The organism is Streptomyces sp. NPDC127108 (assembly GCF_042677545.1).
Classification (GTDB): domain Bacteria; phylum Actinomycetota; class Actinomycetes; order Streptomycetales; family Streptomycetaceae; genus Streptomyces.
In genome coordinates, this window is record NZ_JBHXTE010000008.1 from 45,667 (window position 1) to 59,296 (window position 13,630).

The window sequence follows — 13,630 nt, forward strand, 5'->3', positions numbered from 1 at the left end:
CCAGACCCCATGAGCATGTTCGACACAGTCCTTGTGGCCAACCGGGGCGAGATCGCCGTCCGCGTCATCCGTACGCTGCGGGCGCTCGGCGTCCGTTCGGTGGCCGTCTTCTCCGACGCCGACGCCGACGCCCGGCACGTCCGCGAGGCCGACACGGCGGTGCGGCTCGGGCCCGCCCCGGCCGCCGAGAGCTATCTGTCGGCCGAGCGCCTCCTGGCCGCCGCCACCGCGTCCGGCGCCCAGGCCGTCCACCCCGGCTACGGCTTCCTGGCCGAGAACGCCGCCTTCGCGGCGGCCTGCGCGGACGCCGGGCTCTCCTTCATCGGCCCGCCCGCCACCGCCATCGACCTGATGGGCGACAAGATCCGCGCCAAGGAGACCGTGCGGAAGGCCGGGGTGCCCGTCGTCCCCGGCTCCTCCGGCAGCGGCCTCACCGACGCCCAACTCATCGACGCCGCCCGGGAGATCGGCACCCCCGTGCTCCTGAAGCCCTCCGCGGGCGGCGGCGGCAAGGGCATGCGCCTGGTCCGCGACGCCGACCTGCTCGGCGACGAGATCGCCGCCGCCCGGCGCGAGGCCCGCGCCTCCTTCGGCGACGACACCCTCCTCGTGGAGCGGTGGGTGGACCGGCCCCGGCACATCGAGATCCAGGTGCTCGCCGACGCGCACGGCAACGTCGTCCACCTCGGCGAGCGCGAGTGCTCCCTGCAGCGCCGCCACCAGAAGATCATCGAGGAGGCGCCCAGCGTCCTCCTCGACGAGGCGACGCGCGCCGCGATGGGGGCCGCCGCCGTGGAGGCCGCGCGCTCCTGCGGGTACGTCGGCGCGGGCACCGTCGAGTTCATCGTCCCCGGCGACGACCCCGCCTCGTACTACTTCATGGAGATGAACACCCGCCTCCAGGTCGAGCACCCCGTCACGGAGCTGATCACAGGCCTCGACCTGGTCGAATGGCAGCTCCGGGTGGCCTCCGGCGAACCCCTGCCCTTCGCCCAGGACGACATCACGCTCACCGGGCACGCCGTCGAGGCCCGCGTCTGCGCCGAAGACCCCTCCCGCGGCTTCCTGCCGTCCGGCGGGACCGTCCTCGCCCTGCACGAGCCGTCCGGCGACGGCGTGCGCACCGACTCCGGGCTCAGCGAGGGCACGGAGGTCGGGAGCCTGTACGACCCGATGCTGTCGAAGGTCATCGCGTACGGGCCCGACCGGGCGACGGCCCTGCGGAAGTTGCGCGGGGCGCTCGCGGAGACGGTGACCCTGGGGGTGCCGACGAACGCGGGGTTCCTGCGGAGGCTGCTGGCGCATCCGGCGGTGGTGGCCGGGGAGTTGGACACGGGGCTCGTGGAGCGGGAGGCCGAGGGTCTGGTGGACCCGGACGTCCCGGCCGAGGTCTATATGGCTGCCGCGCTGGTGCGGGTCCGTCGTGCCCACCCGTCCCGCCCTGCGGGACGACCGCCCACGACGACGGCGGCAGCAGGATGGCTGGACCCGTTCTCCGTGCCCACCGGCTGGCGGCTCGGCGGCGAAGCCGCGTGGACGGTGCACCACCTGCGGGTGCCCGGGCACGAACCGGTCGTCGTACGTACCCGGCTCTCTCCCGACGGCGACGTCGAGGTCGACCTCGGGGGGCCCGGGGGCCTGCCCCCGGTTTCGGGAAGGGGTGGGCTTGGGGAGCCCCCGGCAGGGCCGACCACCGTCACCCTCCACCACCAGGACCGCACCCACACCTTCCACCGCACCGGCACCTGGCTCGGCCGTGACGGCGACGCCTGGGACGTGCGGGACCACGACCCCGTGGAAGCCGCCCTCAGCGGCGCCGCCCACGCGGGCGTGGACGCCCTGACGGCCCCGATGCCCGGCACCGTGACGGTGGTCAAGGTGGCCCCGGGCGACGAGGTGACCGCGGGCCAGAGCCTGCTGGTGGTGGAAGCGATGAAGATGGAGCACGTCATCTCCGCACCGCACGCGGGCACCGTCACCGAACTGGACGTCACCCCGGGCACCACGGTCGCCATGGACCAGGTCCTGGCCGTGGTGACCCCCGCGGAGGAGGACGCGTCATGACCGCACGATCCCCCGGCGCCCTGCCCATGGTCGTCCCGGCCGAGGAACTGCCGCCCCGCGTCCGCATCCACGAGGTGGGCGCGCGGGACGGCCTGCAGAACGAGAAGGCGACGGTCCCCACGGAGGTGAAGGCGGAGTTCATCCACCGCCTCGCCGACGCGGGCCTCACCACCATCGAGGCGACCAGCTTCGTGCACCCCAAGTGGGTGCCCCAACTGGCCGACGCGGAGGACCTGTTCCCGCTCCTCGACGACCTCGCGCGGACCAAGCGCGTGCACCTGCCGGTGCTCGTCCCGAACGCCCGCGGCCTCGACCGCGCCCTCGCGCTCGGCGCCCGCCGCGTCGCGGTGTTCGCGAGCGCCACCGAGTCCTTCGCCAAGGCCAACCTGAACCGCACGGTGGACGAGGCGCTCGCCATGTTCGAGCCGGTGGTGGCGCGGGCGAAGGAGGCGGAGAGCGCGCACGACCAGGTGCACGTGCGCGGCTATCTGTCGATGTGCTTCGGCGACCCCTGGGAGGGCGCCGTCCCGATCGCGCAGGTCGTCCGGGTGTGCAAGGCGCTGCTCGACATGGGCTGCGACGAGCTGAGCCTCGGCGACACCATCGGCGTGGCCACCCCCGGCCACGTACAGGAACTGCTCGCCGCCCTCAACGAACAGGGCGTGCCCACGGACCGCGTCGGCGTGCACTTCCACGACACCTACGGCCAGGCGCTCGCCAACACCCTGGCGGCCCTGCAGCACGGAGTGACCACCGTGGACGCGTCCGCGGGCGGCCTCGGCGGCTGCCCGTTCGCCAAGAGCGCCACCGGAAACCTCGCCACCGAAGATCTCGTGTGGATGCTTCACGGCCTCGGCATCGAGACCGGGGTCGACCTCGGCCGTCTCACCGCCACCAGCGTGTGGATGGCCGGCCAGTTGGGCCGACCGAGCCCGTCCCGCACCGTGCGTGCCCTCTCCCACCAGGAGCAGTGAGAACGATGGACCACCACCTCTCCCCCGAGCACGAGGAACTCCGGCGCACCGTCGAGGCGTTCGCCCACGACGTGATCGCCCCGAAGATCGGCGACCTCTACGAGCGGCACGAGTTCCCGTACGAGATCGTGCGCGAGATGGGCCGCATGGGGCTCTTCGGGCTGCCCTTCCCCGAGGAGTACGGCGGCATGGGCGGCGACTACCTGGCGCTCGGCATCGCCCTGGAGGAGCTGGCGCGCGTCGACTCGTCCGTGGCGATCACGCTGGAGGCGGGTGTCTCGCTCGGCGCGATGCCGCTGCACCTGTTCGGCACCGAGGAGCAGAAGCGGGAGTGGCTGCCGCGGCTGTGCTCCGGCGAGATCCTGGGCGCCTTCGGCCTGACCGAGCCGGACGGCGGCTCCGACGCGGGCGGTACGCGCACGACGGCGCGTCTGGACGAGGCGACCGACGAGTGGGTCATCAACGGCACGAAGTGCTTCATCACCAACTCCGGGACCGACATCACGGGCCTGGTGACGGTCACGGCCGTCACGGGGCGCACGGACGCGGGCAAGCCGCTGATCTCCTCGATCATCGTGCCGTCCGGCACGCCTGGCTTCACGGTCGCGGCGCCGTACTCGAAGGTCGGCTGGAACGCCTCGGACACCCGGGAGCTGTCGTTCGCCGACGTGCGGGTGCCGCGGGCGAACCTGCTGGGTGAGATCGGGCGCGGGTACGCGCAGTTCCTGCGGATCCTGGACGAGGGCCGGATCGCGATCGCGGCGCTCGGCACGGGGCTCGCGCAGGGCTGTGTCGACGAGTCGGTGAAGTACGCCAAGGAGCGGCACGCGTTCGGGCGGCCGATCGGCACCAACCAGGCCATCCAGTTCAAGATCGCCGACATGGAGATGAAGGCGCACACGGCACGCCTGGCCTGGCGCGACGCGGCCTCGCGGCTCGTCTCCGGCGAGTCGTTCAAGAAGGAGGCGGCGCTCGCGAAGCTGTACTCGTCGACGGTCGCCGTCGACAACGCGCGCGAGGCCACGCAGATCCACGGCGGGTACGGCTTCATGAACGAGTACCCGGTGGCGCGGATGTGGCGGGACTCGAAGATCCTGGAGATCGGCGAGGGCACGAGCGAGGTGCAGCGCATGCTGATCGCCCGGGAGCTGGGCCTCACCAGCTGAGGCACGGCCCGGGCGGAGCCCGGTGCGGGGGGCCGCTGGACCGGAAGGAAGGTTAGGTTAACCTAAGCACCACTTCCGGCCAGCGCCCCGTACGAAAGCAGAGACCTCATGTCCCACAGCCTCCGCACGCCCTCGCGCCGCGGCATCCTCGCCGCGGGCGGCGCCCTCGGGCTCACCGCCGTCCTCGCCGCCTGCGGGGACGAGAAGAAGGACAAGAGCGGTGGCTCGGGCGGCGGCACGAAGGACGGCGGCCCCTGGTCCTTCAAGGACGACCGCGGCAAGACGGCCAAGACCGACTCGACGCCCGCGAACATCGTGGCGTTCACCGGTGTCGCGGCCGCGCTGTACGACTACGGCATCGAGGTCAAGGGCGTCTTCGGCCCGACGAAGACCAAGGACGGCAAGCCGGACGTCCAGGCCGGTGACATGGACATCAGCAAGGTGACCGTCCTCGGCAACGCCTGGGACCAGTTCAACATCGAGAAGTACGTGGGCCTCCAGCCGGACGTCCTGATCTCCACGATGTTCGACGACAAGGGCACCCTCTGGTACGTCCCCGAGCAGTCCAAGGACAAGATCCTGGGGCTCGCCCCGAGCGTCGGGATCTCCGTCTACGACCGCCAGATGACCAAGCCCCTCGCGCGCATCCTCGACCTCGCCGAGTCGCTCGGCGCGGACGTGAAGTCCGACAAGGTCGTCACGGCGAAGAAGCGCTTCGAGGCCGCGGCGGAGCGGCTGCGCAAGGCCGCGAAGTCCCGCCCGGAGATCAAGGTCCTCGTCGGCTCGGCGAGCGCCGAGATCTTCTACGTCTCCGGCTCCGACCTCTCCGCCGACCTGGAGTACTTCAAGGCGCTCGGCGTGAACATCGTCGAGCCGCCGGAGAAGGCCAAGAAGGAGAGCGGGGGCTGGTTCGAGAACCTGTCCTGGGAGAACGTCGACCAGTACAAGGCCGACGTCATCATGATGGACAACCGCACGTCGGCCTTGCAGCCGGCGGATCTGGCGAAGCAGAAGCCCACGTGGGGGAAGCTGCCCGCCGTCAAGGCCGGCCAGGTCGTCCCGCGCGTGACGGAGCCGATCTTCTCGTACGCCAAGTGCGCGCCGATCCTGGAGGACCTGGCCAAGGCCATCGAGAAGGCGAAGAAGGTCTCCTGACCGGAGCCTGGTGCACGTCGGCCTTGTCGCGCCGTCGAGTCGCGGCCTTCGGCCTGGCTCGTCCTCAAACGCCGGACGGGCTATGAGATCCCCCAGCGCCGCCCGCTGCTCTCCGCAGCCGGGCGGCGCTGCGTTTGTGACCTGCGGGTTTGTGGATGACTCGTGAATATCCCGGTGAGTCGTGAGACGGAAGGGGGCTCCGGACCCTGTCGCGAAGAACTTAGGTTAGGCTAACCTAAGTTCCATGTCGCGCCCCCGGCCCTCCCTGCTGTGCCCTGTCCCGGGGGCGCGACCAAGTCCCCTCACCTGGAGGACAGTTCATGCGCTCGCACCTGCTCAATGACACCACCACGGAGCGGTACCGCGCCTCCGTGACCGAAGGAGTCGAGCGGGTGGCGGCCAGAATCGCCACCACCTCCCGTCCGTTCACCGGCGTCTCCGCGGACGCTCTCACCCCCCGCGTCGAGGCCGTCGACCTCGACACCCCGCTGCACGACACCGGCGCCGCCCTCGACGAGCTGGACGAGCTGTACCTGCGCGACGCCGTCTACTTCCACCACCCCCGCTACCTGGCCCACCTCAACTGCCCGGTCGTCATCCCGGCCGTGCTCGGCGAGGCCGTCCTGTCCGCCGTGAACTCGTCCCTGGACACCTGGGACCAGTCCGCGGGCGGCACCCTCATCGAGCGCCGCCTGATCGACTGGACCGCCGAGCGCATCGGCCTCGGGCCCGCCGCCGACGGCGTGTTCACCTCCGGCGGCACCCAGTCCAACCAGCAGGCGCTGCTGCTCGCCCGCGAGGAGGCCAAGACGGACTCTCCCGGCCGGCTGCGCATCCTCGCCTCCGAGGTCGGCCACTTCAGCGTCCAGAAGGCCGCGAAGATGCTGGGCCTCGGCCAGGACGCCGTCATCGTGATCCCCACCGACCGCGACAAGCGCATGCAGACCGTGGCGCTCGCCCGCGAGCTGGCCCGCCTCGACCGCGAGGGCCTCGTCCCCATGGCCGTCGTCGCGACCGCGGGCACCACCGACTTCGGCTCCATCGACCCGCTGCCGCAGATCGCCGACCTCTGCGCGCAGTACGAGACCTGGATGCACGTCGACGCCGCCTACGGCTGCGGTCTGCTCGCCTCGCGCACCCGCCGTGACCTGCTCGACGGCATCGAGCGCGCCGACTCCGTCACGGTCGACTACCACAAGTCGTTCTTCCAGCCGGTCAGTTCGTCGGCGCTGCTCGTCCGGGACGCGGCGACGCTGCGGCACGCCACGTACCACGCCGAGTATCTGAACCCGCGGCGCGCGGCGGCCGAGCGCATCCCCAACCAGGTCGACAAGTCCCTGCAGACGACCCGCCGCTTCGACGCGCTGAAACTGTGGATGACGCTGCGCGTGATGGGCGCGGACGCCATCGGCGACCTCTTCGACGAGGTGTGCGACCTGGCGGCCGAGGGCTTCGACCTGCTCGCCGCCGACCCGCGCTTCGACGTGGTCGTACAGCCGAGCCTGTCCACCCTCGTCTTCCGCTACATCCCGGCGGCGATCTGCGACCCGGCCGCCATCGACCGCGCCAACCTGTACGCCCGCAAGGCCCTGTTCGCCTCCGGTGCCGCCGTGGTCGCGGGCACCAAGGTGGGCGACCGGCAGTACCTGAAGTTCACCCTGCTCAACCCCGAGACCACGGCCGCCGACATCGCCGCCGTCCTCGATCTGATAGCCGGCCACGCCGAGCAGTACCTGGGAGAGAACCTTGACCGCGCCAGCTGACCTCCGCGAAGCGCAGCCGACGTACGACTTCATCGGCATCGGCCTCGGGCCCTTCAACCTCGGCCTCGCCTGTCTCACCGAGCCCCTCGACGAGCTGAACGGGGTGTTCCTGGAGTCCAAGCCGGACTTCGAGTGGCACGCGGGCATGTTCCTCGACGGCGCCCATCTGCAGACGCCGTTCATGTCGGACCTGGTGACGCTCGCCGACCCCACGTCCCCGTACTCCTTCCTGAACTTCCTGAAGGAATCGGGCCGCCTGTACTCCTTCTACATCCGCGAGAACTTCTATCCGCTGCGCCGGGAGTACAACGACTACTGCCGCTGGGCCGCCGGGAAACTCTCCTCCGTCCGCTTCGGCACGACCGTGACCCGGGTGACGTACGCGGGCGGCGTGTACGACGTGACGACGGAATCCGGCGACACCCTGCGCGCCCGCCACCTCGTCCTCGGCACCGGCACCCCGCCGCACATCCCGGCGGCGTGCGAGGGCCTCGGCGGCGACTTCCTGCACAACTCCCGCTACCTGGAGCACAAGGAGGAGCTGCAGAAGAAGAACTCCCTGACGATCGTCGGCAGCGGCCAGAGCGCCGCGGAGATCTACTACGACCTGCTCGCCGACATGGACACCCACGGCTACCGCCTCAACTGGGTGACCCGCTCCCCGCGCTTCTTCCCGCTGGAGTACACGAAGCTGACCCTGGAGATGACCTCTCCGGAGTACATCGACTACTTCCACGCGCTGCCCGAGGACACCCGCTACCGCCTGGAGAGCCAGCAGAAAAGCCTGTTCAAGGGCATCGACGGGGAACTGATCGACGCCATCTTCGACCTGCTCTACCAGAAGAACCTGGACGGGCCCGTGCCCACCCGGCTGCTCACCAACTCCAGTCTGCGGCACGCCCGTCACACAGGCGGCGTCTACACCCTCGGCCTGCGTCAGGAGGAGCAGGGCAAGGACTTCGAGATGACGACCGAGGGCCTGATCCTCGCCACCGGCTACCGGTACGCCGTCCCCGCCTTCCTTGAGCCGCTGCGCGAGCACCTGCGCTTCGACGGCCGCGGCCGCTTCGACGTGGCCCGCAACTACTCCGTGGACGCGAGCGGCCGGGGCGTCTTCCTGCAGAACGCCGCCGTACACACCCACTCCATGACCAGCCCCGACCTCGGCATGGGCCCCTACCGCAACGCGTACATCATCCGTGAGCTGCTCGGCCGCGAGGTCTACCCGGTCGAGAAGTCCATCGCCTTCCAGGAGTTCGCCGTATGAGCTGGATGAAAGGGACGGGCAGGACGAGCGGGGTGAGCGGCATGAGACGCCGGCCGAGCCTGGACCGCGGTGTAGGCACCCTCACCATGCGCCCCCTCGACCCGTTCGAGGACGCCGAGCTGGTGCACTCCTGGGTCACCCACCCCAAGGCGGCCTTCTGGCTGCTCCAGGGCGCGAAGCTGCACGACATCGAGCGCGAGTACATGGCCGTCGCGGCCTCCGAGCACCACGACGCGTTCGTCGGCCTGCACGACGGGGAGCCCGCGTTCCTGATGGAGCGCTACGACCCCCGGTACATCGAGCTGGTCGGCCTGTACGAGCCCGAGCCCGGTGACGTCGGCATGCACTTCCTGGTCGCCCCCACCGACCGGCCGGTGCACGGCTTCACCCGCGCCGTCATCTCCACGGTGATGGAGCACCTGTTCGCCGACCCGCGCACCCATCGCGTCGTCGTCGAGCCCGACGTCACCAACACGGCCGTGCACCGCCTCAACGAGGAGGTCGGCTTCGTGCCGGAGCGCGAGATCGACAAGCCGGAGAAGCGGGCCCTGCTCAGCTTCTGCACCCGCGAGAGCTACGAGGCGGCCGTGGTGCGCCACGCCGTGGCAGCACGCCCCACCGCAGTTTCTGGAGCACGGACATGACCCTGACGCCCACCGCACCCCGCACCCGCCTGTCCCCCCAGGCCGAGGCCGTGGACCATCTGAACCCCGAGCGCTGGGCGGAGGCCAACCGGCTCCTCATCCGCAAGGCCCTCGCCGAGTTCGCGCACGAGCGGCTGCTCACGCCGGAGGACCTCGGCGCGGGCCGGTACGTCGTGCGCAGCGACGACGGCCTGACCCGCTACCGCTTCGCCGCCCGCGTCTTCGCCCTCGACCACTGGGCCGTCGACGCCGCCTCGATCACCCGCCACCGCGACGGCACCGAACTCCCCCTGAACGCCCTGGAGTTCTTCACCGAGCTGCGCACCTCCCTCGGTCTGAGCGACAAGGTCCTGCCGGTGTACCTGGAGGAGATCTCCTCCACCCTCTCCGGCACCTGCTTCAAACTCGCCAAGCCCCACGTCTCCGCAGCCGACCTCGCCACCGCCGGGTTCCAGGAGATCGAGACCGGCATGACCGAGGGCCACCCCTGCTTCGTCGCCAACAACGGACGGCTCGGCTTCGGCGTGCACGAGTACCTCTCGTACGCCCCCGAGACCGCGAGCCCCGTCCGGCTGATCTGGCTGGCGGCGCGGCGCGACCGGGCCGCGTTCACCGCGGGTGAGGGCCTGGAGTACGAGTCGTTCCTCCGCGCCGAGCTGGGCAGGGAGACCCTGGACCGGTTCGACGCGGTGCTGCGCGCCCAGGACCTCGACCCGGCCGACTACCTGCTCATCCCGGCCCACCCCTGGCAGTGGTGGAACAAGCTCTCCGTGACCTTCGCCGCCGAGGTCGCCGACCGGCGTCTGGTGTGCCTGGGCGAGGGCGACGACGAGTATCTGGCCCAGCAGTCGATCCGGACGTTCTTCAACGCCTCCGCCCCGGCAAAGCACTATGTGAAGACGGCCCTGTCCGTCATCAACATGGGCTTCATGCGCGGGCTCTCGGCCGCGTACATGAAGGCGACCCCGGCCATCAACGACTGGCTGTACGGCCTCGTCGCCGCCGACGAGGTCCTGAGGTCCACCGGCCTCGGCATCATCCGCGAGCGCGCCGCCGTCGGCTACCGGCACCTGGAGTACGAGGCCGCGACCGACCGCTACTCGCCGTACCGCAAGATGCTCGCCGCGCTGTGGCGGGAGAGCCCGGTGTCCGCCCTCGGCGAGGGCGAGCGGCTCGCCACCATGGCGTCGCTCCTGCACACCGACCGCGACGGCGCGTCCTTCGCGGGCGCCCTGATGGACCGCTCGGGCCTGGCACCGGCCGAGTGGCTGCGCCGCTATCTGCGCGCCTATCTGACGCCGCTGCTGCACTGCTTCTACGCCTACGACCTGGTGTTCATGCCGCACGGCGAGAACGTGATCATGGTGTTGAAGGACGGTGTCGTCGACCGGGTCCTGTTCAAGGACATCGCCGAGGAGATCGCCGTGATGGACCCGACGGCGGTCCTTCCGCCCGAGGTCGAGCGGATCCGCGTCGACGTGCCCGAGGACCGCAAACTCCTGTCGATCCTCACGGACGTCTTCGACTGCTTCTTCCGCTTCCTGTCCGCGAGCCTCGTCACCGAGGGCCGTCTCGACGAGGACGTCTTCTGGCGCACGGTCGCCGAGTGCGTCCGCGACTACCAGCACTCCATGCCCGAACTCGCGGACAAGTTCCGGCAGTACGACATGTTCGCGCCCGAGTTCGCGCTGTCCTGCCTGAACCGGCTCCAGCTGCGCGACAACGAGCAGATGCTGGACCTCGCCGACCCGGCGGGCGCCCTCCAGCTGATCGGGACCCTCAAGAACCCGATCGCCTAGACCGGGCAGGGCTCCGCGGACGGTCCCGCGGAGCCCCGCTCAGCCGTTCGTGCCGTGGCTACCGCTCGGCGGGCCAGGGCACCTGCGGCGACTTGTAGTAGTTGATGCCGAGCGCGTCCCAGCGCGGCGCCTGCCCCGCGAGCCGGCCCTTGTACGCGCCCCAGTCGTGCGTGGCCGCGGGCGACCAGCCGAGTTCGGCGATCCCGGGCAGCCGCGGGAACGCCATGTAGTCCAGGTGCGCGGGCGTGGACAGGGTCTCCGTCCACAGCGGCGCCTCGACCCCGAGGACCGAGTCCGCCGGGGCCCCTTGCAGATACGTGCCGGGGTCCCAGTCGTAGGCGCGCTGCACCTCGACATAGCCCGCCCAGGTGAGGCCGAGCGGGGTGTCCTTGTCGTACTTCATGTCGAGGTAGGCGCGGTCGGCCGGGGAGAGCACCAGTTTGGTGCCCTGCTTCGCCGCGTTCACGACCTGGTCGCGCTCGGCCTGGCCGGTGCGGTCGTAGCCCCAGTACTGGACGACGGCGTCCTTGGCGGGCTTGGCCCCGGCCAGCTGGTGCCAGCCCATCACGGTCTTGCCGTACTTGGCGACGACGGGCTGCACCTTGCCCATGAACGTCACGAAGTCCTCGTGGCTGGTGGAGTGCGCCTCGTCGCCGCCGATGTGCACGCTCCCGCCGGGCGTGAGGGCGGCCAGCTCCCGGACCACGTCGTCGACGAACTTGTACGTCACGTCCTTGTTGACGCACAGCGAGCTGAAGCCGACGTTCGTGCCCGTGTAGAGCGGTGGCGCGACGCCGTTGCAGTTCAGTTCGGCGTACGAGGCGAGGGCCGCGTTGGTGTGGCCCGGCATGTCGATCTCCGGGATCACCTGGAGGCCGCGGGACGCCGCGTAGGCCACGATGTCCTTGTACTGGTCCTTGGTGTAGTGGCCGCCGGGTCCGCCGCCGACCTGCGTGGAGCCGCCGTAGGTGGCCAGGCGCGGCCAGGAGTCGATGGCGATGCGCCAGCCCTGGTCGTCGCTCAGGTGCAGGTGCAGCTTGTTCATCTTGTAGAGCGCCAGCTGGTCGATGTAGCGCTTGACGTGCTCGACGGGGAAGAAGTGCCGGGACACGTCCAGCATCGCGCCGCGGTAGGCGTAGCGCGGCATGTCCTTGATGGTGCCGCCCGCGACGCGCCACGGGCCGCGCTGCGGGGTCTTCTTCTCGACGGCGGCGGGCAGTTGCTGGCGCACGGTCTGGACGCCGTGGAGGAGACCGGTCGACGACCAGGAGGTGATGGTGAGGGAGCCGCGCGTGGAGATCACGCGGTAGCCCTCGCCGCCGAGGACCTTGTTCTCCGGCTCGGCGCTGATGCGCAGCCGGATGCCGCCCTTGCCCTCGCGGTCGGTGACGGGGAGCCGGTATCCGGTCGAGGGGCGCAGGATGCCCGCCAAGTACTCGCCGAGGCGGCGCTCGTCGGGGTTTCCGCTGCCGACGCGGATGGGGGTCTTGGCGGTGATCTCGAACCCGGCGCCGCCCGGCTCGACCTTCATCGGCGCGGGCACGATCTGGCCGAGCGGTGTGGGCCCGGCGCGATCCGGGGCCTTGGTGGGGGTGGCCGCCGACGACGACGTACCGGCGGCTGCGATCAGCAGGAGCGAACCGATGACACAGGCAGTTCTGTGGTGCTGTCTCACAAGCGGGTCCCTTCGCCGGGCAACACGGATGTGGCGCAGTCGAACCGTCACCATGCGTACCGCGCACCCCAGACCGGGTCAAGGTGTAGACCACCTGCCCTGGCCTGCGGTGCGAGAATCGGTTCATGGCGGAAATCATCCAGCGCGACGGGACCTGGACCTTCGACGGAGAGACGCTGCGGCTCGTGCCGGGCCGCGACAAAGCCGTCTCGTTGCTGCGAAAGACCCTCGGCGAACTCACCCTTCCCCTGGCGGCGTTGGCGGGCATCGCCTTCGAACAGGGCAAGAAGAACGGCCGGTTGCGGCTGCGGCTGCGCGACGGCGCGGACCCGCTGCTCCAGGCGACGGGCGGCAAGCTCGCCGACGCCTCCGACCCGTACCAGCTGGCCGTGGAGCCGGACCGGTACGGCGTCGCGGAGTACGTGGTCGACGAGGTGCGCAACGCGCTGCTCCTGGAGCAGGTCCCCGCCAAGGGCAGCGAGAGCTATCTGCTGCCGGGCCCCTCGGTGCCGCTGCAGGTCGCCGCGGGCGACGCGACGGTGAGTTTCGACGGGGAGAACGTCCGTCTGGAGTGGAACTGGAAGACGGAGGAGGCCAAGGCGGCCTCCGGCACCCGCTCCATCGCCCTGGCCGACGTGGCCGCCGTGGAGTGGCAGCCCGCCATCGGCCTGGAGAACGGCTATCTGCGGTTCACGGTGAAGAACTCCCCCACCAAGGCCCCGCCGAAGTACGACCCGAACTCGGTGGAGCTGTGGGGCTTCAAGAAGGACCCGCTGATGGCGCTCGTCGCGGCGGCCGTGCAGGCCCGCCTGCCGCACCCGGCCGCGGCCGCGAAGGCGGTGCTCGCCCAGGACGCCCCGGCCGAGGAGACGGCGGCCGGGACCTCCGCCGCCCCGGCCGAGGACGGCCATGACGCGCTCCTTCGGCGCCTGCGGGAGCTGGGCGAGCTGCACCGGAGCGGGATCCTCACGGACGAGGAGTTCGCGACGGCCAAGCAGGCGGTGCTGAAGCGGATGTGACGGGGCTTGGGGGGGGGAGCCCGAGAGGGTTCAGGGCCCTATAAAAGTACGGACCAAGCCGTTCCTGCCCGATATCGGGCAGGATTCTTGCGAAAGCTCCCCTG

General features: G+C 70.6%; 10 protein-coding genes. 9 read left to right on the top strand and 1 reads right to left on the bottom strand.

The window, feature by feature from the left end; genetic code table 11:
- Positions 1–15: 15 nt before the first annotated feature.
- The 8 genes from ACFVHO_RS08710 (at position 16) to ACFVHO_RS08745 (ending at position 10,832) form a co-directional block, all read left to right on the top strand.
- Positions 16–2,064, top strand: coding sequence for an acetyl/propionyl/methylcrotonyl-CoA carboxylase subunit alpha (locus tag ACFVHO_RS08710; protein ID WP_385711839.1), 2,049 nt, complete (start codon positions 16–18; stop codon positions 2,062–2,064).
- Positions 2,061–3,038 (top strand): hydroxymethylglutaryl-CoA lyase, encoded by a 978-nt coding sequence (locus ACFVHO_RS08715; RefSeq protein WP_385711613.1) that lies wholly within the window; start codon positions 2,061–2,063, stop codon positions 3,036–3,038. Before ACFVHO_RS08710 ends, ACFVHO_RS08715 begins: the two co-directional genes overlap by 4 nt.
- A 5-nt stretch (positions 3,039–3,043) precedes the next feature.
- Complete coding sequence (locus tag ACFVHO_RS08720; RefSeq protein WP_385711615.1) at positions 3,044–4,204, top strand: acyl-CoA dehydrogenase family protein; 1,161 nt, start codon at positions 3,044–3,046, stop codon at positions 4,202–4,204.
- 108 nt (positions 4,205–4,312) lie between these two features.
- Positions 4,313–5,359, top strand: coding sequence for an ABC transporter substrate-binding protein (locus ACFVHO_RS08725; protein WP_385711617.1), 1,047 nt, complete (start codon positions 4,313–4,315; stop codon positions 5,357–5,359).
- Between the two features lie 320 nt (positions 5,360–5,679).
- Positions 5,680–7,122 carry a pyridoxal phosphate-dependent decarboxylase family protein gene (locus ACFVHO_RS08730; RefSeq protein WP_385711619.1) on the top strand — a complete coding sequence of 481 codons (1,443 nt, stop codon included), beginning with the start codon at positions 5,680–5,682 and terminating at the stop codon, positions 7,120–7,122.
- Positions 7,106–8,389 carry a lysine N(6)-hydroxylase/L-ornithine N(5)-oxygenase family protein gene (locus tag ACFVHO_RS08735; RefSeq protein WP_385711620.1) on the top strand — a complete coding sequence of 428 codons (1,284 nt, stop codon included), beginning with the start codon at positions 7,106–7,108 and terminating at the stop codon, positions 8,387–8,389. Before ACFVHO_RS08730 ends, ACFVHO_RS08735 begins: the two co-directional genes overlap by 17 nt.
- 41 nt (positions 8,390–8,430) lie before the next feature.
- Complete coding sequence (locus tag ACFVHO_RS08740; protein WP_385711622.1) at positions 8,431–9,033, top strand: GNAT family N-acetyltransferase; 603 nt, start codon at positions 8,431–8,433, stop codon at positions 9,031–9,033.
- Entirely contained in the window at positions 9,030–10,832 is a 1,803-nt protein-coding gene (locus tag ACFVHO_RS08745) for an IucA/IucC family protein (RefSeq protein ID WP_385711624.1), read from the top strand. Before ACFVHO_RS08740 ends, ACFVHO_RS08745 begins: the two co-directional genes overlap by 4 nt.
- Before the next feature lie 58 nt (positions 10,833–10,890).
- Here ACFVHO_RS08745 and ACFVHO_RS08750 read toward each other — a convergent pair whose 3' ends face one another.
- A complete protein-coding gene (locus ACFVHO_RS08750) occupies positions 10,891–12,507 on the bottom strand; it encodes a beta-N-acetylhexosaminidase (RefSeq protein WP_385711625.1) in 1,617 nt (538 codons plus the stop codon).
- A gap of 125 nt (positions 12,508–12,632) precedes the next feature.
- Between ACFVHO_RS08750 and ACFVHO_RS08755 the strand changes: the two genes are divergently transcribed.
- Complete coding sequence (locus ACFVHO_RS08755; protein WP_385711627.1) at positions 12,633–13,526, top strand: DUF4429 domain-containing protein; 894 nt, start codon at positions 12,633–12,635, stop codon at positions 13,524–13,526.
- Positions 13,527–13,630 lie beyond the last annotated feature (104 nt).

What these genes read in the sequence shown, in the direction of transcription:
- ACFVHO_RS08710 (WP_385711839.1), top strand. Translation starts at nt 16, where the DNA reads ATGTTCGACACAGTCCTTGTGGCCAACCGGGGCGAGATCGCCGTCCGC.
- ACFVHO_RS08715 (WP_385711613.1), top strand. Translation starts at nt 2,061, where the DNA reads ATGACCGCACGATCCCCCGGCGCCCTGCCCATGGTCGTCCCGGCCGAG.
- ACFVHO_RS08720 (WP_385711615.1), top strand. Translation starts at nt 3,044, where the DNA reads ATGGACCACCACCTCTCCCCCGAGCACGAGGAACTCCGGCGCACCGTC.
- ACFVHO_RS08725 (WP_385711617.1), top strand. Translation starts at nt 4,313, where the DNA reads ATGTCCCACAGCCTCCGCACGCCCTCGCGCCGCGGCATCCTCGCCGCG.
- ACFVHO_RS08730 (WP_385711619.1), top strand. Translation starts at nt 5,680, where the DNA reads ATGCGCTCGCACCTGCTCAATGACACCACCACGGAGCGGTACCGCGCC.
- ACFVHO_RS08740 (WP_385711622.1), top strand. Translation starts at nt 8,431, where the DNA reads ATGAGACGCCGGCCGAGCCTGGACCGCGGTGTAGGCACCCTCACCATG.
- ACFVHO_RS08745 (WP_385711624.1), top strand. Translation starts at nt 9,030, where the DNA reads ATGACCCTGACGCCCACCGCACCCCGCACCCGCCTGTCCCCCCAGGCC.
- ACFVHO_RS08755 (WP_385711627.1), top strand. Translation starts at nt 12,633, where the DNA reads ATGGCGGAAATCATCCAGCGCGACGGGACCTGGACCTTCGACGGAGAG.